Below are 25,887 nucleotides of genomic sequence, written 5' to 3' on the forward strand. Positions count from 1 at the left end.
GTCAGGCCGCGAGTTTACGGATCGTGTCGCGGCCGTCGGCGAACGACAGGCCGAGCGCTTCGGCGACCGCTTCGTTGGTCACCTTGCCGCCCGAAACGTTCAGCCCGGCGAGCAGATGGGGGTCTTCGTCGAGTGCCGCGAGGCCCTTGTCGGCGAGCGCGAGGCCGAACGGCAAAGTCGCATTGTTGAGCGCCTGGCTCGACGTCAGCGGCACCGCGCCCGGCATGTTGGCAACGCAATAATGGATCACCCCGTCGACCTCGAAGGTCGGGTTTTCATGCGTAGTCGGGCGCGAGGTTTCGAAGCAGCCGCCCTGATCGATTGCGACGTCGACCAGAACCGAGCGCGGCTTCATCCGGCCCAGCATTGCACGCGAGACCAGCTTCGGCGCGCTCGCGCCGGGCACCAGCACGGCACCGACGGTAACATCGGCGTCGACCAGTTCTTCCTCGATGCTGTCGATGGTCGACATGCGCGTCCGCACGCGGCCGCCGAACAGTTCGTCGAGCTGGCGCAGGCGCGGCACCGAACGGTCGACGATCGTCACTTCGGCGCCAAGGCCGACTGCCATGCGCGCCGCATGCGTGCCGACGACACCGCCGCCGATCACGAGCACGCGCGCCGGGGCCACACCCGGGACGCCACCCAGCAACAGCCCGCGACCACCGGCATGGCGACGCAGCGCCGAACCGGCCGCTTCGATCGCCAGACGCCCGGCAACTTCGCTCATCGGCGCCAGCAGCGGCAGCGCGCCGGTGCGGTCGGTGACCGTCTCATAAGCGATTGCGTGGCAGCCCGATTCGAGCAGGCCCTTCGTCTGCTCGGGATCGGGAGCGAGATGGAGGTAGGTGAAGAGGATCTGACCCTCGCGCAACTGGACCCATTCGGACGGCTGCGGTTCCTTGACCTTCACCACCATTTCGGCGCGCTTGAAGACTTCGGCGGCATCGCTGGCGATCATCGCACCGGCGGCGCGATAGACATCGTCGTCGGCACCGATGCCGAGCCCCGCGCCGGTTTCGACGAGCACTTCGTGGCCGCGAGCGACATATTCGCGAACCGAGCCGGGGGTCAGGCCGACGCGATATTCATGGGTCTTGATCTCTTTGGGAACGCCTAACAGCATAATGCCTCCGGTCATTGGGGATTGAGCCGGACGCGCGCCCGGCGGCTGGGGCAACTACCCTCCCCACCCCCGCCCCGCGCAAACGAGTAATGCTGCTTCCGAGGATGAGGGTTTTTCATCCTGCCGCGAGTTTGCTCCGGTGGCGGCCGTAGAGCGCGTAGATCAGGATTCCGACGGCATTCCAGACCAGACACCACAGCAATGTCTGCACGGGCAGGCTGAAGAAGAGATAGAGGCAGCCGCCGACCGCGCCGAGGCTGACCAGCGCGACGGCCGGAACACGAAACGGACGCGGCAGGTCAGGAGAGCGCCGGCGCAAAATAATCAGGCAAAGGCCGACGGCGATGAAGGCGATCAGCGTACCCGCATTGGCGAGCGCCGCAATCTCGCCGATCGGCAGCAGCCCGGCGAGGATCGCGACGAGCACCGCGGTCATCACCGTGATCCGCGTCGGCGTGCCGCGGCTCGAAATCCGCGCCCACCCCTGCGGCAGGAAGCCGTCGCGCGCCATCGCAAGGAAGATGCGGCTCTGCCCGTAGAGGAAGGCGAGAAGTACCGTCGGCAGCGCAATCACCGCCGCGGTCGCGACGACGTGCGCGACGCCTGCTTGGTCGATCGACCGCAGGATCAGTGCGAGCGGCTCGGGACTGTCCGCAAACCGCGTGAAGGAAACCGCACCGACCGCGGTCGCGGCAACGAGCAGGTAAATGAGCGTGCAGACGACCATCGACCCGATGATGCCGATCGCGAGGTCGCGCTCGGGCCGCTTCGTCTCCTCGGCCGCGGTCGAAATCGCATCGAAGCCGTAAAAGGCGAAGAAGATGATCGCCGCCGCCGCCATCACGCCGCGCTGCACGCCATCGCCGCCGGCACCCGCCGCAAAGCCATAGGGCATGAAGGGATCGAGGTTGGCAGCATCGAAATGCGGCAAGGCGTAGAAGACAAAGAGCGAAAGGGTCGCGATCTTGACCAGCACAAGCACGGCATTGATGCGTGCGCTCTCGCGCGTCCCGAGCAACAGCAAGCCCGTGACCACGGCGATGATGAACACCGCGGGCAGGTTGATGATCCCGCCGAGTTCGGGGCCCTGCGTCAGCGCCGCCGGAAAACCGATGCCGGTGAGCAACGGCGAGGCATAGCCCGACCAGCCGACCGCGACCGTCGACACGACCAGCGAATATTCGAGGATCAGGCTCCACCCGACAACCCATGCGATCGCTTCGCCGAGCACCGCATAGGAATAGCTGTAGGCGCTGCCCGCCGCCGGCATCATCGCCGCAAGCTCGGCATAGGCGAGCGCCGCGCACGCGCACACTGCCCCGGCGATGACGAAGGACAGCAGCACCGCAGGACCGGCGCGGTCGGCACCGACCCCGATCAGCGTCAAAATGCCGGTACCGACGATCGCCCCGACGCCGAGCGCCATCAGGTGCGGCCACGACAGGGTTGGCGGCAAGGCGTCGGGGTGGCGTTCTCCGGCCGGGGCGATCGGCTTGCGGCGTGTCCAGCTATTCAATGCGATTCTCCGGGAATGACCTATTCGTCGTCCTGCGAAGGGCGGGATCTCAACGGTGCATTATGATGCAAGGTCGAGATCCCGGCCTGCGCCGGGATGACAATTCAAGATGATCGAAAGACGTCTTAGCGAGCCATCGCCGCCGACTGGTCGAGCGGAACGACGGGCAGCCACACGCGGCTGGGCGTCTTGCTGCCGCGTTCGATCGTCACCGTCGCGGGCCGATAGTCCGATGGCTTCGCGTGGAAGATGTTGGGGACATAGGTCTGCGGATTGCGATCATAATAGGGAAAGAGGCTCGACTGGACCTGCACCATGATCCGGTGCCCCGGCTTGAAGACATGGTTCACCGTCGGCAGGCGGAATTTATACTGCTGCACCTTGCCCGCCGGGATTGCCGAGGGATGCTCGAAACTCTCGCGATAGCGGCCGCGGAAGATTTCGAGGGCGATCGCAAGCTGATAGCCGCCCATCTTCGGCTCGCTCGAATTTGTCGCGGGATAGACGTCGATCACCTTCACCACGAAATCGCCGTCGGTGCCGGTGGTACGCGCAAAGATGTCGGCGATCGGCGTACCCGACACGCGCACCGCTTCGGTCAGCACTTCGGTCTGGTACGTCATTACGTCGGGACGGCCGTCGAACGAGCGCTGATCGCTGGTCAACCAGCTCTGCCAGCTACCGTCGTCGAAATTGACCGGCCGCGGGTAATGCGGAACCGGCTTGGCGGGGTCGGCGACATAGGCGTCGCCGCCGGCCGCTCCCGCCTGAAAGCCCAGCCCGCCATTGGCGCCGAGATAGATCGGCGTCAGCGGCGCCTGACATCCCGTTTCGCAGGCGAGCGGCCAGTTGGTCAGCCGTTCCCAGCGGTCTTCGCCGGTATTGTATGCGGTCACCGCCGGAATATTGGCTGGCGGACCATCGCGGAGATGCTCGTTGAAGAAGGGCAGGATCATGTCGCGCCAATATTGGGTGATCGTATTGCTGCCCCACTGGAGCGGGCCGAGGTTGCGGCCGACGTCGTTGCGGTTCACCTGGCTGTGCGACCAGGGCCCCAGCAGCAGATGGTTGTTGCCCATCTTGCCCTTCGCCTTCAGCACCTCCCACGAACGGATTGCGCCATAGATATCGTCCTGGTCCCACAAGGGCTGGACCCACAGCGTCGGCACGTCCGACGGGTTCGCCGCGAGCAGCTTGTCGAGCGCCAGCCCCTGCCACACCGCGTCATAGGCCGGATGCTCCTGTAACCGCCGCCAGAAGGGCAGCCGGTCGTAGCCCCGCGCCTTGCCCCAGTCGCCCGCCGATCCGGCGACGCGGAAATTGTCATAATCGTCGTAACCGCCGCGCGACGCCGCCTTGGCGATCGACCGGTCGCCCGTTTGCTGCGCGATATAGTCGGCCATCACCTGCCGGAAGGCGCCGTTGTGGAACCAGTCGTCGCCCGTCCACGCATCGACGAGCGGGCTCTCGGGCACCGCGACCTTGACCGCCGGATGCGGCTTGATCAGCGCCTGGACGACCGTCGTGCCCTCATAGGACGAACCGATGATGCCGACGCGGCCGTTGCTTTCGGGCAGGTTCGCCTTGTTTACCAGCCAGTCGATCGTGTCATAGGCGTCGGTACCATTGTCGACGCCGGTGTCGTTCAGCGGGCCGACCATGGGCCGCGTGACGACATAGTCGCCTTCCGACTTATACTTGCCGCGAATATCCTGCCACACGCGGATATAGCCCGCCTTCGCGAACTCGCGATCCTCGAAGGGCACCGCGTCGACCATTACGGGGCTCGTCGTCCGCAGCACCCGCGCCGTGGCATTATAGGGGGTGCGGTTGAGCACGATCGGCGCGTCTTTCGCCCCCTTGGGGACGAGGATGACCGTGTAAAGCTTCACCCCGTCGCGCATCGGGATCATCATTTCGCGGCGCTCGTAATCGGCGTCCGCCGGCAGCGGGCTGTAATCGCCCGGAATGTCGCCGCCCGGCCTGACGATCGGCTCGGCGCCCGCCGCCTGCAACATCACGGGCAGGGGAAGCACGGCAGCAAGCGTCAGCACGACCAGCAGCGATTTCATCATATTCCTATGTCCCCGGCACGCCCAGTTTTTCCAAGGGTGCGCGCGGGGCGGAGATGGCGCAATGCGATTATTCCTGCGCCTCTGGACCAGAATTGCTGCCTCTTGCCGTCACCCCGCCGCGCCGTCCGGCGTTGCCTGCTCGACGATCCAGTCGATGAACGTTTCGGCGATGTCGGAGAGCGGCGATGACGCCTTGGTCAACAGGTAGAACTGATTGCCCGCTGCCACCCGCTTGTCCGAAAGCGGTTGCAGCCGCCCTTGCGCGATCAGGTCGGACAGCACCGACGTATGACCGATCATGAAACCGCGCCCGCTCAGCGTCGCCTCGACGACCATCGAATAGAGCGAAAAGGTCTGGGTGATCAGATTGGCCGGGCGCGCGTGGCCCGTATGCTGCAGCCAATGTTCGAAATCATTCGCCCAATAAGTGTCGAGCATCAGCGGCATTCCGACCGGCAGCCCGTGCTCGTCGCGCTCCGCAGTCTCGATGAGCGACGGCGCCGCGACGGGAACGAGCTCGTCGAAAAACAGCGGGCGGGAATCGCAGCCCGGAAAGGGCGGCTGGCCATAGCGGATGGCGACATCGAAGTTCGATGTGCGCAGGTCGACGATCACCGGATCGGCCCAGATCTCGATCGTCGTATTGGCATGTTCCTTGTGGAAATCCTCGATCCGCGGGCCGAGCCACAGTTGTGCGAGCGCCGGCAGGATGGTCAGCCGCACCGCTTTGGTCCCGCCCGAGGCGGTGATGTCGCGCGTCGCGGCCAAAAGCTGCTCGAGTGGCGGAAGCACGCGCTGCGCATAGCGCTTCCCCGCCTCGGTCAGCCGGACGCCCTGCGGATAGCGCTGGAACAGTTCGACGCCGAGATAGGCCTCGAGCGCCTTGATCCGCTGGCTGACCGCACCCGGCGTCACGCTGAGTTCGCCGGCGGCAAGCGCGAAGCTCTCGGTTGCGGCGGTCGACGCGAAGACGCGCAGCCAGTCCAGATTCGGTAGCTCCCTCGGCATCAGAATATATCTTCCTCAGCAGCAAAATTAGTCGATTGCACAGGCACGCCGTTCGCGCGCCTTATGTCCCCGGACACATAGAGAATCATAAGGCCGCGCTGCGCATGGGCAAGCCCGGAGGAGGATACAGCAATAGTTCCTCTGATGGTAGCCGTCTCGCCGGTGCGCGCCTTGACAGCCATGGAGCGCAGCAGTGCAGACTTTGAGAAGCCTTTATCCGCCGATCGAACCCTATGAAACCGGAATGCTCGACGTCGGCGACGGCCACCATATCTATTACGAACGCTGCGGAACGCCGGGCGCCAAGCCCGCCGTCTTCCTACACGGCGGCCCCGGCGCCGGCTGCTCGCCCACCCACCGGCAACTCTTCGACCCGGCGCGTTACGACGTACTGCTGTTCGACCAGCGCGGCTGCGGGCGTTCAACGCCGCATGCCGAGCTCAGCGCGAATACGACATGGCATCTCGTCGCCGATATCGAGCGGTTGCGCGAAATGGCCGGGGTCGAACGCTGGCTCGTCTTCGGCGGCAGCTGGGGTTCGACGCTGTCGCTATCCTATGCCGAAACGCATTCCGAGCGCGTCAGCGAGCTCATCCTGCGCGGCATCTTCCTCGGCGCCGACCGGGATGTCGACTGGTATTACAAGTTCGGCGTGTCGCAAATCTATCCCGACAAATGGGAAGCCTTCCTCGCCCCGGTTGCGCCGGCCGAACGGTGGGACCTCGTCGCCGCCTATAACCGCATCCTGACCGGCAACGACCGGGCTGCCCAACTGGAGGCGGCGAAGGCATGGAGCGTCTGGGAAGCCGGAACGATCACCTTGCTCCCCGACGAGGAGTTGAGCGCGAATTTCGGCGAGGATCATTATGCCATCGCCTTCGCCCGGATCGAAAATCATTATTTCTTCAACGACTGCTGGCTCGAACCAGACCAGTTGCTGCGCGATGCCGGACGGCTCGCCGGTATCCCGGGAACGATCGTCCACGGCCGCTACGACATCCCGTGCCCGCTCCGCCGGGCGTGGGAACTGCACCAGAGCTGGCCCGGTTCGGACCTCCGCATCGTCGAAGGCGCCGGCCACGTCTTCAACGAGCCCGGCATCCTTCATGAACTGATCGAAGCAACCGACCGCTACGCGCGCAGCGGATAACCGGTTCGCCCGCCGCTATTTCCGTTTGGCGGCGGGCTTGCCCGTCGCAGCGGGCAGGCGTCCGTATTTGGCAAGGATCGTGCGGAGCGCGTCGTGCGGCAGCGCATGGACCGTGACGCCGTCGCGTCCGGTCATCGTCTTCGCCGCAACCAGCGCGTTGACGATCGATTCCTCGGTCGCATCGACCGCCGCCTCGAACACCTTGGTGATCTCGCTATTCGAGATGGCCGAGACCGCCTGCACGCCCGCGGCGCTTTCATCGAGCGCGCCGGCGTTGGCGGTCGAGAAGGCCATGAAGATATCCCCCGACAGATTATGGCTGATATCGCCCATCCGCCCGATCGTCTGCGTCGGCCGCTTGGCGATGCGCTTCAGCTGGTGCGGCAGCAGCGGGATGTCGGTCGCGATCACCACGATGATCGACCCCTCCGGCTCGTAAGGCTTTTTGTCGATCGGGGTACAGCGGCGCTCGGGTTTATAGACCGCCTTGCCCGGTAGGTCGCTGCACGGCAGGTAGCTCGTCGCGAGTTCTTGCCCAACCGGGGCGCCGGCGATGCGGAGCAGCGGCCGCGCGCCGTAATTGCACTGGACGAGCACCCCGACGGTATATTTGCGGTCGCCGATTTCGACCTTGCGCGACGCAGTGCCGATGCCGCCCTTGAACCCGGCGCACACCATCCCGGTACCGCCGCCGACATTGCCCTCGGGTACCGGCCCGCTAGTGGCGGTCGCGATCGCCTGCAAGGCATGTTCGGTCTTCACATGCTGGCCGTTCACGTCGTTGAGGAAGCCGTCCCAGGTCTCGGCAACGACCGGGGTGTAGAACAGGCAGCACGCCTTGCTGTCGGCCAGATATTTGACCACGGCGTCGCGCACCACACCGACGCTGTGGGTGTTGGTGATCATCACCGGCCCGTCGAACGAGCCGCGTTCCTCCATCCAGATCGTGCCGGTCATTTCGCCCGCCGCATTGGCCGTCGCCCATGCGCCGAACACCGGCACGGTGGAATTCTTGCCGCGCGGCAGGATCGCCGTGACCCCGGTCCGTATCGGACCTTCGCCGACCTTGAGCAGGCCGTCGCCGGCGATCAAGGTCGTGTGGCCGACCTCGACCCCCGGCACATCGGTAATCGCGTTGAGCGGGCCGGGCTCGCCATGGAACGGCACGCCGAGGTCGCGGGCACGCGGTTCCTCCGCCGCCGCTCCCGGCGCGAGCAGCCCGACTGCCATGGCCGAAGCCACTACCCACCCGAAACGCCGTGCCGTCATGACCAATCCCCTTGTTTCATCTTTAATTAGCTGGCTTCCCCGGCCGCCCGCCGCGCATCATAGGCGGCGATCGCGCGATCCCGCCGCAGCCAGAGCAGCAGCGCGACGACGAAAGTCGTCAGCGGAATCAGGAAACCGAACTCGTCGATCGCATAGGCGGTGATGTCGCCCTTCGGCGCGGTGAGCGGGGTGTAGATCGTCTGGATGTACAGATTGTGGCTGCCGTGCATGATCGCGGCGGGCCAGACGCTGCCCGATTTCAACCGGAACCACGCCATGATGAAGCTGAGGTTCATGACCATGACGAAGAAGCAGGTGAGCGCGAACCATTGCGGCGCCCCGCTGTTGTAATTGGCGAAGATGATCAGCGGGACATGCCACAGCGTCCAGATGACGCCGGTGACCGCCGCGCCCCCGGTGAAGCCAAACCGGTCGTGGAGCCGCGGCGCCAGAAACCCGCGCCAGCCGATCTCCTCGCCCAGCCCGCGCGCCGTCGCGGCGATGATCCCGGTGATCCCGACGAACAGGAAATAGGCGGGAACGAAGCGCCCCGGATCGGTGAAGGTCCAGCCGAGCCGGTCGGCCAGCGCCGCGATGCTTTCGGGCTCCGCGAAACCGCCCATCCCCGTCGACCAGATGATCAGATAGGCGACCGCCGCATAGCCGATCGGCAGCAGGTAGCTGTACCAGGACGACCGCGTATCGCGCCACGCGAAGCCGAGCGAGGCCCAGTCGAGCTTCTTCCACGCCACGGTGACGATCGCGGCCAGCGCCGGGCCCCACATCAGCGCTGTGACATAGCCGGCGTTGCCGCCGCCGACCTCGCCCGTGTAACCGATCAGGAAATAGGGCAGCGCACAGAATAGCACCGTGAGCACGAGATAGGTCCAGATTACCGATCCCTGACGCGTGTCGTTCATAGTCGCTCCCCTTTATCCGGCCTGCCCTGTCGGCAGGCTCATTGACGGATCGTCACCGGTTCGCCGATCGCCTGCGCCGCAATCTCCTCCTTCGAGAAGGGATAGGGATGCAACGCCAGCTTCGAAAATTCGCGCGTCTGGTCGGCGTAGTGCGGCGACGCAGGATCGGTCGATTGCGAATAGGTCAGGATCGCTTTCGCGACCGGCCCTTTGTCGTCGAAGCTGACCGACTGGACATAGCTTGCCCCGTGGACGACGCCGAAACCGCCCTTGACCGGTAGCGCCGCGGTATAGTTGAGCACCCCGGCGGGCGATCCCGAAATCGGAATGCGCTCATCGCCGCGTTCGGCGAACTGCACCTCGCCCAGCGGCGCGTCGAGCGCGATGCCCATCTTGGTCAGCGTATCGGCCGCGAAAGCAAGGTCGGCGAGCAACGCGGCGCCGGCGGTTCCATCGATGGCGAGCGTGCGCGGCGTACCCACCACGTCGCCGCGGTCGAAGGCATCGGCCCAAAGGTTGGCCCGACGCTCGGTCTTGGACCAGAAGATTGCAAACAGCATCGCCCCGCGGCTGTCGAGTTCGGCCTTGCCGTCCCATTTGGCGAGGGCTGCGCAGGCGGGTTTCGGCGCCTCGGGACGCTCGCACAGCTTCAGGACCGCAGGCATGACGAGGTCGCCGGCGAAATTCTTGTTGCCGAGCATCGTCCGGATGCCGACGTCGATATCGAACTTGCCCGATTGCAGGACGCTCCGGATTTCCTGGAGTCCCGACCGGGTGCGCATGCTGGGCAGCAACAGGAAATCGGGGCCCATCATCGGCCCCCGTTCGGCGATCGGCGCTTCGATATTCGTCCAGCGATAGCTGTCGTTGCTGTTCTGGACATAGTCGCGCCGATAAATCGCGGCCATCTTCGACGCGGGAAGCAGCCCCGGCGCCGGGGTGCCGGGCGTCTTTTCCCATTCGCAGGCCGAACGGCTGCCGTCGAGGACATAGAGCCGCTGCAGAAAACCGGGGGTCGGCGGCGACATCGTGCCGCACGCGGCGAAGCGTTCGGCCGAGACATTGGCCGCGGGGCTGATGTCGGCATAGAGCGCGTCGCCCTTGCGGTCTGCGGCGAGGGTGTTGAGGAACGGCGCATGCAGATAACGGGTCAGCGCGGCGTGGATTTCGCCGACATTCCGGGCCCGCGCCATGGCGAGATAGCCCTCGCCGCTCCGCACATTACCCTTGTTGGCATCGGCGAGGGCATAGGCGGTCTGCCGCGTCCACGCATAGTCGGTGCCGGGCATCGAGAGTACCGGGCCGTAGCGCGACTGGAACAGCGTCCGCACGACGGGCGCCCCGTCCTTCATCGCGACGGTAACCTCGCGGCGTTCCATCGGCACGCGCTTGCCGTCGACGATATAGGCGGTGGGATCGGCGGGATCGAGGGTCAGCTTGAACAAGGTCATGTGCGCCGCGGTGTCGACGGTGTGCGTCCACGCGACATCCTTGTTGAAGCCGATCCCGACATAGGGCTGGTTGGTGATCGCCGCCCCCGCGACATCGAACTTGTCGGGGATGGTCAGGTGGATCTGGTAGAAGCGGTTGGGACCGTACCAGGGAAAATGGGGATTGCCGACGACGAGCCCTTTGCCGTTCGTCGTGGCGTCACCGCCGAACGCCCAGCCGTTGCTGCCCAGCTTCATCGATTCCCGGATTTCGTCGGCGAACTGCGGCGCCGCTGCGACCGGCTTGGCCGCCGCGGCTTCGGCAGCGGGCGGTCCAGCCTCCGCAATCTTCGCGGCGGCCATCGCCGATCCCGCCAGCATGGTGAAACCGTTGAGCGAGCGCAGCACATCGTCGCGGCTGATTTCGCGCACCCATGGCTGGCCCGCGCATCCGGCGGGCAGTTTGTCCCGATTGTCGCGCAGGAAGCGGTTATATCCCGCCACCCAGCCCGCGATGAGCGCCCTTGAATCCTTCGACGTCTTGGCGAAACCGGCGCGCAGCGCCGCGATGTCCTGCATCGTCGCATAATAGAGATCGCTGTCGATATTCTTCGCCGGGACAAGCCCGATCACCGTCGCGCCGTCGAGACCGAAGTATCGCGACCGCTGGCCCGACGCGCTGACATAACCATCGGCCATCAGACAGATATTGTCCTGCGCCTGCGCATAGGCGGCGCCGAACCCCAACCCGCCGAAATCTTTCGCCTCGACGTGCGGAACGCCGAAGGTGGTCCGAGTGATCGTCGCTTCATAGCGGGGCGCTGCAAGCGCGGGCGAGGCAAGCATCGCCGGGATCACGAACAACGCCGCCATCGGTCCCCGCCCGCTCAAGCGGCGCATGCGTCGGCGCGAACGCGGTGCAAGGATGACAGCACTGTTCATTTCTTCTTTTCTTCCTCTGCCTGGATGAAGGGCCGGTCCATCACCCGATAATCTTATAGCCGAACGGCCCGGCCATCGCGCCCCCGCGCGATGACCGGGCCGGTCTTTTGACGCCATCCGGAAGCAAGGGATTGGACGACGCCGATTTCTGAAGTCCCTAGAAACGATAGCCCGCCGTGATCCCGAACGTCCGCGGACGCCAGGTCTGGACCTGGATGCGCTCCGACGGCTGGAAGTGCAGCCGGCCGATGATATCGCGCGAGTTGGTCAGGTTGTTGACGAACAGCGAGACATCGAGGCCGTTGCCGGTGCGCACGCCCAGACGGGCATTCAGGTTGTTCTGGCTGTCAACCGACCCAAGGATCGGATTGAAACCGACATTGCCCGGCTTCGTCGAATAGCCGCTCTTGTACGTCCACTGGACGGTGCCATAGCCCGTCAGATCGTCGGGACCGAGCGGCGTTTCGTACATACCGGTCAGGTTCACGGTCCACGGTGCGGTGAAGCGATCCCCGGCACGCGTGACGGTGTTGGTCGTGCCGGGAACGAAGATCGTCTCGCGCTGCGTGCCGTCGTTATAGCCGAGATTGGCGTCGAGCGTCAGGCCCGTGACGGGAAACAGCGTGATCTGCGCTTCGAGACCGCGGGCACGCGCCTTGCCGAAATTGTCGGTGAAGATGGCAACGCAGCCCTCGACCTGGCGGCTGCGCTGCACGCCGCTCCAGTCGATCTGGAATGCGCTGGCCGCGAACGTCGCGAAATTGCCGACCCGGCCCTTGGCGCCGAACTCATAGTTCCACACGCTGTCGGATTTATAGGTCGCGGGAATGGTCGAATAGCCGATTTTCTCGAGGCCCGGCAGACAGCCCGGATCGACATCGGCGGCGGCGGTGTTGACGCCGCCCGAACGGAAGCCCTTGGCGACGGAGGCATAGAGCATCAAGTTCGGGTTGACATCATAGGTGATGCCGAACTTCGGCGTGAAGGGCTTTTCGACGCTGCGCAGCAGCGGACCCGTCGTGGTGACGTTGGTCGCCGCATCGAAGCTCTCCGCCTGCGATTCGAACTCGAGACGCGAATAGCGTGCGCCCGCGGTCAGCGTCAGATTCTCGATGATTTCGAAATCGATGCTGCCGAAGAAGCCGAGGTTTTTGTCGACGATGCGGGTCTGCGCATAGCCGCCCGTTCCGGTCGGTCCGAGCGGGAAGAACGGCGGGAGCGCCCCGGCGAATATCCCCAGCGGAAATGGCAGAGCGACCGGAGGTGCCGCATGATATGATGAAGGATACAGGTAATTGTCATACGGCGAGAAGCTCATGTCCCCGTCGCGCGCGCGCTGGCGGCTGTTTTGATAGAATGCGCCGAACACATATTTGAGGCGCGAGTCCGGATTGTTGGACTGCAGGCGTAATTCCTGGGTAAAACTGCGTTGGACCTGATCCGACAGGAGGACGAAGCATTCACCGCAATTCGGTCCGCCGGGACGGCCGGGCGACTGGGTATCGAAACCGATCTGCGGAGTGTTGCCACCGGCCGCTTGCGCGAATGCATCATAGATGCCGCGGAGCGGCACATTCGTGCCGAACGCCGGATCATTCCCCAGCCCATTGAGAATATTGTCAAAAATATCGAGGATATAGGCGGTGCCGTCATCGACCGACTGGTTGCGGCGATCGACGATGGCCGAGTTGCTGATCAGCGAGACCGGCCCCATGTCCCACTCGCCCTTGAGCTGATAAAGCTTGAACTCGTCCTCACCCCGCGACGCAATGCCTTCGCCGCTCTGAAAACGCGGCGGTTGGGCGCGCGTGGAACCGTTGCCATAGGTCCAGTAAGTGCTCTGATCGTCGCGGTTGGTCTTTTGATAGAAGATCGACGGCGTGATCGAGATGTCTTCGGTCGGCTTCCACAGCAGCGAGCCGTTGAAGGCCATCGTGCGGTTCGAGTTCGAGTTCTTCTCGGCCGTGCCGCGGGTGGAATAGAAGGGCACGCGATCGATATAGCCACCGTCGCGCCGATAATAGCCACTGACCCGGAAGCCGAGCTTGTCCTCGACGATCGGGCCGCCGACCGCGGCACCGAGTTCATAGGACGGATCGCCGCCCTCGGTGAAGGCCAATTCGGCGCGCGCATTGCCGGTGAACTTGTCCAGCGTCGGCTTCGCCGTGATGAAACGCACCGCGCCGCCCATGGCGCTCGATCCGAACAGCGTGCCCTGCGGCCCGCGCAGAATCTCGACGCGCTCGAGATCGTAAAGCGCCGGAGAGGCAAAGCTCATCAGCACGAGCGAGCGGATGTGGATCGGCGTATCGTCGATATAGATACCGGTCATGGTCGCGCCGACCGACGATTGCAGGCCGCGGATCGCGATATATCGGATACCCGAAAAGCCCTGCGTCAGATTGACCCCGGGGGTGTTGCGGGCGAGATCCTCGACGCTGCGAATACCCTTTTGATCGAGCGTTTCCTGGCTATAGGCGGCGATGCTGAGCGGCACGTCGAGCACCGTTTCCTCGCGCCGGGTGGCGGTGACGATGATGTCATTGTCCGACCGCGGCCGTTCGTCGGCAGCAGTACGCCCGCTCTCGCCCGGCGCCGCCTGCGCCGCGTCCGCGGCCTCTGCGGTATCGACCGTCTCTGCAAACGCCGCGACCGGGTAGCTCAGCGCCAGCGCCGAAATTCCGGCAATCCAATATTTCTTTCCGTAGTTCATGCTATCCCCCTAGTATCTTAATTAACATATTGATTTAACAAAATTAAAATTCACTCGATTGCCATGACGTTGTCGTCGGTATTGCGGTCGATATATTTGAGGTAAGGATCCAGCCCGACGAACAGCGGCTTTGCGTTCACGACCAGGGTAATCTTGCGTTTCCCGGTCGTCAGGCGCTGCGATTGCATCGACAGGACATTGGCTTTTCCGAACCCCTTGGCGCTCGGGTTGGCGGTGAAGACGCCGACATCGATCATTGCATCCAGCGGCGCATCGGTCTCGACACCCTTGCCGTCGGCATAACGCTTGTGCGCCTCGACGGTCATCGTCACCGTCCACTTGCCGTCCGGACGGCGGCTCGCCTGCGCGCCGGCGACCTTGAGGTCGTACAGCGTGATGTGCTGGAAGGAGTCGGTGATCAGTTGCTGTTGCTGGGGCGTCTTCGCCTCGGCGCGGAGCAGGTCCACCAGATGGCGGCCGGTCGGATAGGGCGGGCCCTTGAACGCGAACTGCTGGACCAGCGTGCGCAGCGCGCGGTTGACCTCGACCTCACCCAGTTGGTCCTTGAGCAGATACATGATGTTGCCGCCCTTCTGGTAGCGGACATAGGCCTGCTCCTGAACCCGCTCGAGCGTCGGTTCGGCGACATTCTCCTTGCCGCGCGTCATGAGATAACCGTCCATGCCGCGCTTCAGGAACTTGCGGATCATCGCGTCGCCGTAGCGCTTCTCCATCACCATGATCGCCGAATATTGGGCGAGCGTTTCCGACAGGACGGTGCTGCCCTCCATGTCGGCACCGGTCACCTGGTGGAACCACCACTGGTGCGCCAGTTCGTGCGCGGTGACATAGGCGATGAAGTCGACGCCGTCCTTGTCATCGATCTTGGTGATGAACCCGGCGCCTTCCGAATAGGGCACGGTGCCCGGGAACGCCTGCGCGAAATTATTGTAGACCGGGAATTCGATGATGCGGAACTGCTTGAACTGGTACGGGCTGAAATTCTTCGAATAATAGGCCAGCCCGTCCTTCGCGATGTCAACGAACCGATCGACGTTATAGGTGTGCGTCGGGTGGTAATAGATTTCGATCCCGATGCCGTTCCACTCGTCCTTGCGCACCGCATATTTGGCCGCGTTGATCGAGAAGAAGTTGAGGATCGGCGCCTCGGTGCGGAAGCGCGCGATCTGGCGGCCGCCCTTCACTTCGCGCGAGATCCGCTGGCCGGGCGCCACGAGCACCTGGTCGACCGGACCGCGCACCGTCACGTCGGCATTCACATAATCGCTGTCGTGACGCAGATAGGTGAAGGCGCGGGCATGCTCGTCCTCGAGCTTGCTGAGCTTGAGGTCGGGGTCGAGCCCATATTTGCGCCGCGTCGCGCGATCCTGCAGCAGCGGCCAGCGCGACACGCCGAGGTTCGGCGTCAGCGCGAAATTGTTGAGGAAGGTGCCGTTGCCGACGATCCGGTCCTCGTTGCCCGAGTTGCGGAACCCGCGCTGCTCGCGCAGCGTCTCGAACCGCACTTCGCGCTTCTCGCCCGGCGCCATCGGCTTGTCATAGGTATAGACGCGGAAATTATAGTCCTTCAGTTCCTTCGTCAGCCGCGCGCCGGGCACGTCGAGCGACAGCATCTTGATGCCCGGCTCGATCGTCGTGCCGAGGAAGCTCTTCGAGACCGACGGATGGGCCCATTGCAGATAGACCTGGCTGATCGGCTTGTCGGACTTGTTCTCGATGACATAGCTGCCGCGCGTGACCGCCCGCAACTGATCGGGATACAGATCGACGTCGAGCGTCATGTCGGTGATGTGCGGCTGCGAATGCGCCTCATAGGGCAGCAGCGCCTTTTCGTAATTCGCGGCCCAATGCTGGCTTTCGTTGAACGTCGGGAAGTCGTTCAGGACATAGTTGTTGTAATAGATCCAGCTACCGACCGCGACCATCACCGCGACCGCGACACCGGTGATCGCACCGGCGCGTCCGGCCAGCCGCTGAGGCAGGCGGCGGATGCGCACCTTGAGCGGCGCCGACGCGCCGCGCCGCCACAGCCCCCACGCCAGCACGGCAAGGATGACCGCGCCCGCCGCCCAATAGAGACGATACCAGGCCGCATAGCCCGCATATTGGCCAAGGCCGTTCATGTCGGACAGCGGCATCGGCGAGGTGGTGGCGTAGATATAGAGGTGGCTCTCGAAGCCCATCGTCGGCAGCATCGATTCCGCGACGAAATAGAGCAGCATGATCAGCAGGCCGACGAACTTGTGCGGTGCCAGCGTCTGCACGAACACGGCAAGCACCGCGTACATCACCATGGTCAGGAACCATGGCGCGAGGAACCAGGTAAAATAATGGCCATATTCGATCGCGGTGAAGCCCTTGAGCCATTGCACGGCAATCGCCGCGACGATCGACATTAGCCCCATCGCGAGCAGGATGACGCAGATTGCGAGAATCTTCGGGACCATGAAGGCCCAGTCGGGCGACGGGGTCGAATCGACAATCTCGTGCATCCGCCGCTCGCGGTCGCGCCACACCAGCTCGCCGGCATAGAAGGCGGCGATGAACAGCGGGATCGTGACGAACTGCTCGTGCAGCGCCTTGATCATCACGCGCGTGACGGGGTGGATGACCGTCACCGTGTCGTCGCCGGCGAGCCACAGGCCGATCACCTGGTTCAGGAAAGCGAAGCCGAGCAGGACAATGAACACCGGGCTGCGAAGCACGCCGAGTATTTCGAAGCGGGTCAGTGCGGCGAGCGGTCCCCAACCCAGCCCGCGATCGGTCGGCGGCGGCGGCGCGGTCGTCGAGACGACTGCCTGCGCACTCTCGTCCTCGTTCGCCTTGCCGCGTGCCGGGCGACGGTCGGCGCGCGTCGCAAAGCCGGTGCGGATGAAGGAACGCCACGCCAGCGCCAGGAAGCCGAGTCCGACCGCCAGCCAGATCGCGCGGCTTTGCAGGATCAGACCCGCGAACGGCGGCAACAACAGGTTGCGGTCGTTGGCGGTCCAATTCTTGGTCGCATACGCCAGCGACGAAAGGCCGAACGGATCGCTCAGCGTCGAAAGCGCTCCAAATTCGGGGCGCCCGAGATAGATGCGGGTAAAGAGATAGATAGCGAGAACGACGAGCGCCCCGACATAGGTCGCCACCAGCGAGCGGGTGATCGTCGACAGCGCGAAAAAGCCCGCCGACAGCAGGAACAGCGTCGGCAGACAGAATAGCGCATAGGCGTAGAGATAGTCGCCGATATTGATTGGCCCGATCGTTTCCGGATCGAGCCCCGGCATGAATATCGCCGCCAGCAAGCCGAGCGGTACACTGAAAAACGCCAGCGACGCGGCAGCGAAACCACCGGTGAAGCGGCCGAACAGATAGTTGAACTTCGACAGGCGCGTCGCCTGGATGATCGGCCCGAAGCCGGTTTCGTCATCGCGCAGCACCACGCCGGCGACGAAGGCGACGACGATGAACATCGCGAAAATCGACCAGATCGTCGATTGCATCGCGATGGCGAACGGCGCGTTGCGGAACACCTGACCGCCCCAGCCGATCCGGATGTCGTCCGACACCACCATACCGAAAGCGAGCAGGAAGAAGACGATGAACGTCCCCCAGAACATGGGCGAGCGAAGCTGGTATTTCAGCTCGAATGCAGCGACGTGGCCAAACATGTCCGGTCCCTCAGGCGGCGCGGCGCAGCGGCAGCAGGGTCGAGAAATAGACGTCTTCGAGATCGCCTTCGGCGGCCGTAAATCCGTTGCCCGGATTATTGTCGGCAAGCACGTGGATCACCGTACGGCCCGAAGCGAGGCGGGTCGCGATGATGTCGTACTGCGCGCGGTGCGCGTCGAGCTCGTGCTTGTCGATCGTCTTGGTCCACACGCGGCCCTTGACCTGCGCGACCAGTTCGTCGGGAGAACCGGTTGTGATGATCCTGCCGCCCGCGATGATCGCCGCATTCTGACAGAGATCGGCGATGTCCTGCACGATATGCGTCGAGAAGATCACGACGATATTTTCCGCGACTTCCGACAGGAGGTTGAGGAAGCGGTTGCTTTCCTCCGGATCGAGACCGGCGGTCGGCTCGTCGACGATGACGAGGCGCGGCTGGCCGATCAGGGCCTGCGCGATACCGAAACGTTGGCGCATACCGCCCGAAAAACCGGCCACCGCCTTGTTCCGCACGCTCCACAGATTGACCTGGTTGAGCAGCGTCGCCACTGCATCGCGGCGCTCGCCGCGGTTGCTGTAGCCCTTGAGCACCGCGAGGTGATCGAGCATGTCCCACGCCGAAACGCGGGGATAGACGCCGAAATCCTGTGGCAGGTAACCCAACGTCCGCCGCAGTGCGTCGGGGTCGGCGAGGACGTCGATCGCATCGAACCGGATCGCTCCCGAGGTCGGCACCTGCAGGGTCGCGATCGTCCGCATCAGCGTCGATTTGCCCGCACCGTTCGGTCCCAGCAGCCCGAACATCCCGGCCGGGACATTCAGCGAGACCGAGTCGAGGGCACGTGTCCCGTTCGGATAGACGTGGGTAAGGTTCTCGATCTGGAGCATTAGGGTCCCCGCAGAAATGATAATTAGAGAGATATTCTGACCGTAAATTCCTGAAAGATTCAGAAGTATCTATTGTTATTACTTTTTATTACTTCACGGCTTTAGGTACGCTTGCAATACAAGCGTCGGGTTCCCTGAAAAAGGGGAACAATGGCACCTCTCTGACTTTTATTGGTAACATCTTGCTGCACCAAAATGGCGCGATGCAAAACACAGTAATTCTGGTCCGTAGCACCAGATAGGCTAAGGGTACGGTCGTCGCGCGATCTGGCTGCCCCGCGAGGCCAGGAATGACGCGGCACAGGGCGCGAGCACAGAGCTGCGCCCCGCCTCAGCAGGAGGTTTTCGGACGTTTCAAAACATGCAAGGCCGTCACCGGCGGGCGGGCTTCGCCCGCCCGGCACATCGCGACCGAGACCGACAAAAACAGGGCGTCAGGGGGCCCTGTTTACCTATCTTCGCGGCGCTATTTGGCGCCAGGCGCGGCCGCGTCGAGACCCGATTTGGCGACAGCCTCGTCGTCCTGCGCCGACCCGCCACTGACTCCGATCCCGCCGACGATTCGGTCGCCGCGCATGATCGGGACGCCGCCGCCGACCAGCGCCGCACCCGGCACCGACAGCAGCGATGGCTTCCCGCTATCGGCCACCTGCTCGAGAATCGAGGTCGGAGCGCCGATCGCCGCCGCGGTCGCAGCCTTCTTTTCGGCAAGCGCAAGGTTGATGAAGGAAGAGCCATCCATCCGGTACGACAGAATGACCCGGCCTTCGCGGTTGACGACGACGATCGCCATGTTGAGCCCCTTTTCGATCGCGGCCTGCTGGGCACGCCCGGCAATCGCCTGCGCGTCGGCCAGGCCCACCATCGCATCGCCGGGTTCGGCAACGGCCGGCGCCGCGGCCGAAACGGACAGGCACGCCGCGACTGCGGCCGAAAACAAGATTCGGGTCATTGGATCGATCCTCAATGGATGCTTTTCAGGGCCGTCGCCGGCTCGACCGCAACGGGTTCGGCCAGATAGGCGTGGATGTCGCGCGCGTCGTTCTTGCTCAATATGTCGCCGAAAGCCGCCATGCCTGCATAGACGAACGCGCCGTCCAGCACGATGCTGTTGAAGGCCTCATGCGTTTCGGGCGTCATCTTCCACAGGTTCGGATAACCGCCCGATCCCGTCGAATCGCCATGGCAGCGCGAGCAATTCTCGGCAAAGAGCTGACCGCCGCGCGCCACCTGCGCCGCTGTTCCGCGGAAGTTTGCCGGTGCGGGGAGCAGCGGCATAGGCTTGCGCAGCGCCGCGAGCTTTACCGGTGCGCCGTCCAGCTTGAAGACGATCAGGCGCGGGTTGTTCTCGCGCTCGGCCGCCGCCCATCCGGGCATGAAATAGGCGTTCATCGCACCACCGAACCCCGCTGCCACCGCGACATATTGTTCGCCGTCGACCTCATAGGCCATCGGCGCCGCCATGATGCCGGTGCCAATATTGATCCGGCGCAGCACCTTGCCCGTCCGCCCGTCGTAGACGGTAAGATAGCCGTCGGCCGAGCCCTGCATCACCAGCCCGTTGGCGGTCGTCATCACGCCGCCGCTCCAGAACGGCATCACCTTCGAACTCCAGACGAGCTTCTGCTTCACCGGGTCCCAGGCTTTCAGGACCTGCTCGAACCGCGGCTTGGGTTGATCCTTCAGCAAAGGTGCCAATGCCTTGTCGTTGGGATCGCCGAAGGCCGGCAGGCCGGTCTCCGTCCCCTGCACGACGCTATAGGGCCGATAGGGCTGCGGCTTCATCTGGAAGGTCATCGGCGTTTCGAGGACCGGAATATAGACGAGCTTCGTCTGCTCGTTATACGCCATCGGCGGCCAGTTATGCCCGCCCGCCTCCGACGGCCAGACCAGTTTCTTGCCCTTGGAGAAATCCGACTGCTCGGTCAGCACAGGGCGTCCGGTCTTCATGTCGACCCGCTCGGCCCAGGTGACGGTGGTATATTTTTCCGCCGACAACAGCTCACCGGTCACCCGGTCGAGGACATAGAAAAAGCCGTTCTTCGGCGCCTGCATGATCACCTTGCGCAGCTTACCGCCGACTTCCATGTCGGTCAGGATCATGTTCTGGGTCGCCGTATAGTCCCAGCTATCCTGCGGCGTCGTCTGGTAATGCCATTTCTTGCGCCCGCTATCGGCGTCGAGCGCGAGGATCGACGAGAGATAGAGATTGTCGCCGCCCGCGGGGCTGCGCTGCCACACCGAATGGGGACTGCCGTTGCCGGTGCCGACATAGACAATGTTGGTGTCGGGATCATAGACGATCGAGTCCCAGGCGGTGCCGCCGCCGCCGAGATCCCACGCCGACTTGGGGTCCCACGTCTTGCGCGCCTCTGTAACTTCGGGATGTTCGTCGGGTCCCGCCGCCGGGTCGCCCGGGACGATGAAGAAGCGCCATGCGAACTTGCCGGTCTTCTTGTCGAAGGCGCTGGCATAGCCGCGGACACCCATTTCGCCGCCGCCGTTGCCGATCACGACATTCTTGCCGGCGACGCGCGGCGCCCCGGTGATCGCATAGCTGCGGCTGCGGTCGGTGATCGTGTCGACTTTCCAGCTCGGCTTGCCGGTCTTCGCGTCGAGACCGACGAGATAGCCGTCGAGCGTCGCGACATAGACCATGCCGTCGTCGACCGCGACGCCGCGGTTCACCGCGTCGCAGCAGGTCCGCCGCGCGAACTGGCCGTCGACGTCGGGGTCATATTGCCAGAGCAGCTTGCCGTTCTTCGCATCGAGCGCATAGACAACGCTCCACGGCCCGGTCGTGTACATGACGCCGTCGACGACGATCGGCGTCGCCTCGACGCCGCGATTGGTGCGGCCACGCACGACGAAGCCGTTGAACTCCCATGCGACGCCCAGCTTTTCGACATTCGCGGCGTCGACCTCGGATGCCGGATAATATTGCGCCGTCTCGCGCATCCATGCCGCCGTCGCGCCCGCATCGTCACCCGATCCGCCGCATGCCGCGAGCGGGAGCACCGCCGCGACGCTCAACACCAGTTTCCGCCATCCCCGCATGACCGAAATCCCTTCATTCATCATCGAACACCATCAAACTTCCGAAAAATAACGAACGTCAGCTTCGGCCACGACCGCCGAGCAGGTTTTTGATCTTCTGGAACAGCGATATCCCGAACACGGCGGTGCAGGTCCAGAAGGCCCCCTCGGTCACCACGGCCGCAGCGGTAACCGCCCCGACCCGCTGGCCCAGTGTAGGCTCGAACAGCAGCAGAAAGGCGCCGACCGCGATCCAGCTCAGCACCGCAAGCCCGATGACCGAAAAGGCGATGGTGCGGCCGAAGCGCCCGTGCAGGACGCCTGTCTTGGCCGGACCGGCCGGCGGCGGATTAACCGGATCGTTCATGGTCAGCCCCTCACCAGACCCGGATACGTTTTTCGGGTGCAAGATACAGTTTGTCGCCGGGCTTCACGCCATAGGCGTCATACCAGGCATCGAGATTGCGCATCACCCACACGCGCTGGATCGACGGCGCATGCGCGTCGGTCATCAGCCGCTGGCGCAGGTCCGCCTCGCGATAATTACGCCGCCAGATCTGCGCCCAGCCGAGGAAGAAACGCTGGTCGCCGGTGAAGCCGTCGATCACCGGCGCCTCCTTGCCGCCGAGCGACGCGCGATAGGCATCATAGGCCAGCGTCATTCCGGCGAGATCGCCGATATTCTCGCCGAGCGCGAACTCGCCCTTCATATGCTCGCCGGGCAGCACTTCGTATGTCTCGGCCTGTTCGACCATCGCCTGCGTCGCCTGTTTGAACGCCGCCTTGTCTTCGGGCGTCCACCAGTTCGCGAGTTCGCCCTTCTCGTTATATTGCGCGCCCTGGTCGTCGAAATGATGGATGATCTCGTGCCCGATCACCGCGCCGATCGCGCCATAATTGACCGCCGGATCGGCATAGGGATCATAGAAGGCGGGTTGCAGGAACGCCGCCGGGAAGACGATCTCGAGCTGGTTGTAATGGGCGTGGGCGTTGACGGTCTGCGGCGTCATCAACCATTCCCAGCGCCGTGTCGGCTGGCCGGCTTTTTCGATCATATAGTCGAAGTTGAAACGGTTGGCGCGGACGAGATTGCCGAACAGGTCGCCGCGTTCGACCTGCAATCCGCTATAGTCGCGCCACTGGTCGGGATGGCCGATCTTGACGGTAAAGCCCTTGAGCTTTTCCTTCGCCCGCGCCTTGGTTTCGGGCTGCATCCACGCCAGCTTGTCGATGCGGCGGTCCATTGCGGCGAGGATGTTGTCGATCAACCCGCGCAGTTCGACCTTGTACGCGGGCGGGAAATAGCGCGCGGCATATTCCTTGCCGATCGCCTCGCCGAACGCCTCTTCCATGAAGTTGACGCCGCGCTGCCAGCGCGGTGCCTGTTCGGGCGCGCCCTTCATCACCGTGCCATAGAAGGCAAAATTCTCGCGTCCGATCGCGTCGGGCAGCGCCGCCGACAGATCGTCGAGGCTGCGCACGAGCAGCTGGTCCTTGAGCACCTGAAGCGGCGCGCGGTCGAGGATCTGCGCCGCCGCCCTGGTCGCGCTCGGCATGCGGATCTGGACTTCGGCGATCGCCGGGTTCCACGCCTTCAGCACCGCCGCCATGTCGAGCGTCGGGGTGGAGAATTGCGCCGTCTCGGCCAGCGTGAACTTGTTGTAGGTCTTGGTGGAATCGGTCGAATCGTCGCGGTTCCAATAGGCTTTGGCGATCTCGGTCTCGACCGCCATGATCGCCCCGGCGCGCGCTTCGGCGCGCGCTTCGGCGCCGGTTTCGCCGGCCAGCGTCAACAGCTTCGCGAGATGCGCCACATAAGCCGTACGGATCGCCGCCATTTTCGGGGTATCCGCCAGATACATGTCCCGGTCGGGCATACCGGTACCGCCCTGTTCGATCACCAGAAGCATCCGCCCCGGCTGCTCGTCATCGGGCCAGGTGTAGGGCAGCCGGTAGCCCGCCCAGGCGCCCGACGACCCGTAGACGCCGCTCACCCCAAGCTGCGCGGCCTCGGCGACCAGCGCCGAATAGCCCTTGCGGTCCTTCAATCCCCGGACCTTGTCGAGCCACGGCCGGATCGGCGCCAACCCGAGCGTCTCGACCGTCGCGCCGTCGAGATAACTCGCATAAGCGCGGCCGATCAGGCTTTTGTCGTCGGCCCCGGCGGCGTCGAGAATCCCCCGCACGCGCTGCTTCGACAAATCGTCGAGCGCGATGAACATGCCGTAATTGGCCTTGTCGGCCGGGATGGGCGTGTTCTTCGCCCAGGTGCCGTTGGCATATTCATAGAAATCGTCGCCGGGTTTGGCCGCACGGTCCATGCCCGCGGTGTCGAACCCGAAGCTGCCGCGTTCCGGCTTCGGCGACGCTACGCCAGCAGCGGCCGCCGGCGCCTCCTGCGCCGAAGCTGCGGGCACGGTAGCGGCCAGGGCGGTACCAGCAAGCAGGGCGGCGGCGAACAGATTTTTCATGGGTTGAATGCCTTTTCGATTGGCAGGCCGGGTTCAAAGCGCGTGGCTGATCCGCCCGGCGGCTCGCTCCGCTGTCCGCGCTATTTCCTCTCCGGCATCGGCACTTCTTCGTGCGCGGGTTTATAGATGCGGCCGTCCTGCAGCATCAGCCGGCCGCCGACGAACGCGGTCTTGACCTTTTCCAGTGCCTTGAAATCCTCGTCGGGGTTGCCGTCGACGACGATGATGTCGGCGAGCTTGCCAGGCTCGATCGTCCCCAGCCGGTCGCCCATGTGCATGATCTCGGCGCTCGTCTTGGTCGCCGCGACCAGCGCCTCGGCCTTGGTGTAGCCGATCTGGGTGAAGCTCTCGAGTTCGTTGATATAGGCGCCGGGCATATATTCGGGCCAGTTGACGATCAGGTCGAGCCCGATCCCCATCTTGACGCCGGCGCGGCGCATCTTCTTGCCCATCTCCAGAATCGTCGTCTCGTTGAGTTCGAAGCGGCGCGAGGTCGAACCGAAATAGCCGCCCGACGAGCGGCTGATGATGCGATAGGGCACAAAGGTCGGCACCGAGGCGATGCCGCGCTTCGCCATCAGCGCGACCGCGGCGTCGCTGCGCGGCAGCGGATGCTCAATCGAGTCGACGCCCGCCTTGATCGCCATGTCGATGTACTGCGTTTCGCTGTCGACGGTCACCGGGAGCCCGAGCGAGTGCGCCTCGTCGACCGCAGCGGTGATTTCCGCCTGCGAATATTCGCTGGCCAGCTTGATCAGGTCGGCGCCCTTGGCGAACTGGATGCGTACCGCTTCGCGCCATTCGTCCGGGCCGGACGCGATCCGCACCATCGAATTGGGATTGTCGTTCGGCTTTTCGGGATAGCCCGGCATCATCGCGTGCAGTGCGGCGTGGCCGCCGGTCTGGGTGATGAGCTGCCCCGCGGTGAAGATGCGCGGCCCGGCGATTTCGCCCGCCGCCTGCAGCCGCTTGAGCACGAACGGCGTGTCGCCGTGCGACGCGACGTCGCGCACGCTGGTCACGCCGGCCTGCAGGTGGATGCCCATCCGCCGCAGCCCGCGCATCGCCGATTCCGCGCCGCTGAGATGCGCGGCCGAATAGACGCTCGAGTCGGCGACATCGAGGAAGGTCAGGTGCGTGTGGAGGTCGATCAGGCCCGGCATCACCGTCTTGCCGGTGACATCGTAAACGACGGCATCGGCGGGCCAGTTCTTGTCGTCGGGGCCGAGCACCGCGGTGATCGCCTTGCCCTGCACGACGATCGTCGCCGGGCGCGCCGGCTTGCCGGTGCCATCGAACAGCCGGCCGCCGACGAGCACGAACGATCCCTTCGGCGCGTTATAGTCGGCGGGGACCGGAATGCGCAGCACATCGTCCGAAAGCGGCACCGACTTGGGCAGCCACTGGTCGCGGTTATAGATCGGCCGCGCCTCGGGCCCGCTATCCTGCGCGAGCGCGGGCGAAGCAATCATGGTGGCGGCAAGCAGCAGCCCCGAAATCCGTGCGGCGATCTTCATCCTGTCCCTCTTGTCGTTCTGACGAACGCCCCGCCCGCGAAACCCTGGCGACGCCTTCGAATTTCTGTTTCCCAGCCCCAGTTTATCTTGGGCCTATGCCCCCTAATGGGTGACAGCCAAAGCCCGAGGCAACGTAATAAAGCTGACCCAG

General features: G+C 64.2%; 16 protein-coding genes. 1 reads left to right on the forward strand and 15 read right to left on the reverse strand.

Translation table 11 applies throughout. The features are described 5' to 3' along the window. Position 1: 1 nt before the first annotated feature. From ald to V6U71_RS15670, 4 genes are all read right to left on the reverse strand, one after another. Positions 2 to 1,126, reverse strand: coding sequence for an alanine dehydrogenase (ald, locus tag V6U71_RS15655; RefSeq protein ID WP_411339316.1), 1,125 nt, complete (start codon positions 1,124 to 1,126; stop codon positions 2 to 4). A 115-nt stretch (positions 1,127 to 1,241) separates the two neighbouring features. Then, positions 1,242 to 2,642: an amino acid permease gene (locus V6U71_RS15660; protein ID WP_411339317.1), complete on the reverse strand. Its 1,401-nt coding sequence runs from the start codon at positions 2,640 to 2,642 to the stop codon at positions 1,242 to 1,244. A gap of 125 nt (positions 2,643 to 2,767) precedes the next feature. Next, the gene (locus tag V6U71_RS15665; protein ID WP_411339318.1) at positions 2,768 to 4,717 is read right to left on the reverse strand and encodes a CocE/NonD family hydrolase; all 1,950 of its coding nucleotides are present in this window, start codon (positions 4,715 to 4,717) and stop codon (positions 2,768 to 2,770) included. A gap of 108 nt (positions 4,718 to 4,825) precedes the next feature. Beyond that, positions 4,826 to 5,725, reverse strand: coding sequence for a LysR substrate-binding domain-containing protein (locus tag V6U71_RS15670; RefSeq protein ID WP_411339319.1), 900 nt, complete (start codon positions 5,723 to 5,725; stop codon positions 4,826 to 4,828). A 202-nt stretch (positions 5,726 to 5,927) separates the two neighbouring features. On the opposite strand from V6U71_RS15670, the gene pip reads away from it, so the two are divergent. Further along, a complete protein-coding gene (gene pip / locus V6U71_RS15675) occupies positions 5,928 to 6,875 on the forward strand; it encodes a prolyl aminopeptidase (protein WP_411342364.1) in 948 nt (315 codons plus the stop codon). 15 nt (positions 6,876 to 6,890) lie between these two features. Here the strand turns inward: pip and V6U71_RS15680 are convergent, their stop codons facing one another. From V6U71_RS15680 to V6U71_RS15730, 11 genes are all read right to left on the reverse strand, one after another. Next, on the reverse strand, positions 6,891 to 8,144 hold the full coding sequence (locus V6U71_RS15680) for a P1 family peptidase (protein WP_411339320.1): 1,254 nt from the start codon (positions 8,142 to 8,144) through the stop codon (positions 6,891 to 6,893). A 26-nt stretch (positions 8,145 to 8,170) separates the two neighbouring features. After that, a complete protein-coding gene (locus V6U71_RS15685; protein ID WP_411339321.1) occupies positions 8,171 to 9,064 on the reverse strand; it encodes a CPBP family intramembrane glutamic endopeptidase in 894 nt (297 codons plus the stop codon). Between the two features lie 38 nt (positions 9,065 to 9,102). After that, a complete protein-coding gene (locus tag V6U71_RS15690; RefSeq protein WP_411339322.1) occupies positions 9,103 to 11,394 on the reverse strand; it encodes a penicillin acylase family protein in 2,292 nt (763 codons plus the stop codon). Between the two features lie 199 nt (positions 11,395 to 11,593). Beyond that, positions 11,594 to 14,149, reverse strand: coding sequence for a TonB-dependent receptor (locus V6U71_RS15695; RefSeq protein WP_411339323.1), 2,556 nt, complete (start codon positions 14,147 to 14,149; stop codon positions 11,594 to 11,596). 50 nt (positions 14,150 to 14,199) lie between these two features. Continuing rightward, positions 14,200 to 17,823, reverse strand: a complete 3,624-nt coding sequence (locus tag V6U71_RS15700; RefSeq protein WP_411339324.1) for an ABC transporter permease/M1 family aminopeptidase — start codon at positions 17,821 to 17,823, stop codon at positions 14,200 to 14,202. Positions 17,824 to 17,833: 10 nt separating this feature from the next. Further along, positions 17,834 to 18,712: an ABC transporter ATP-binding protein gene (locus V6U71_RS15705; RefSeq protein WP_411339325.1), complete on the reverse strand. Its 879-nt coding sequence runs from the start codon at positions 18,710 to 18,712 to the stop codon at positions 17,834 to 17,836. A gap of 466 nt (positions 18,713 to 19,178) precedes the next feature. Then, positions 19,179 to 19,664 carry a heme-binding protein gene (locus V6U71_RS15710; RefSeq protein ID WP_411339326.1) on the reverse strand — a complete coding sequence of 162 codons (486 nt, stop codon included), beginning with the start codon at positions 19,662 to 19,664 and terminating at the stop codon, positions 19,179 to 19,181. Positions 19,665 to 19,675: 11 nt separating this feature from the next. Further along, on the reverse strand, positions 19,676 to 21,769 hold the full coding sequence (locus tag V6U71_RS15715) for a PQQ-dependent dehydrogenase, methanol/ethanol family (protein WP_411339327.1): 2,094 nt from the start codon (positions 21,767 to 21,769) through the stop codon (positions 19,676 to 19,678). A 58-nt stretch (positions 21,770 to 21,827) separates the two neighbouring features. Next, positions 21,828 to 22,115 (reverse strand): hypothetical protein, encoded by a 288-nt coding sequence (locus V6U71_RS15720; protein ID WP_411339328.1) that lies wholly within the window; start codon positions 22,113 to 22,115, stop codon positions 21,828 to 21,830. Between the two features lie 10 nt (positions 22,116 to 22,125). Then, positions 22,126 to 24,219: a M13 family metallopeptidase gene (locus V6U71_RS15725; RefSeq protein WP_411339329.1), complete on the reverse strand. Its 2,094-nt coding sequence runs from the start codon at positions 24,217 to 24,219 to the stop codon at positions 22,126 to 22,128. An 80-nt stretch (positions 24,220 to 24,299) separates the two neighbouring features. Next, a complete protein-coding gene (locus tag V6U71_RS15730; protein WP_411339330.1) occupies positions 24,300 to 25,736 on the reverse strand; it encodes an amidohydrolase family protein in 1,437 nt (478 codons plus the stop codon). Between the last annotated feature and the right edge of the window lie 151 nt (positions 25,737 to 25,887).

It is taken from the genome of Sphingopyxis sp. J-6 (assembly GCF_046603995.1).
Lineage (GTDB): Bacteria > Pseudomonadota > Alphaproteobacteria > Sphingomonadales > Sphingomonadaceae > Sphingopyxis.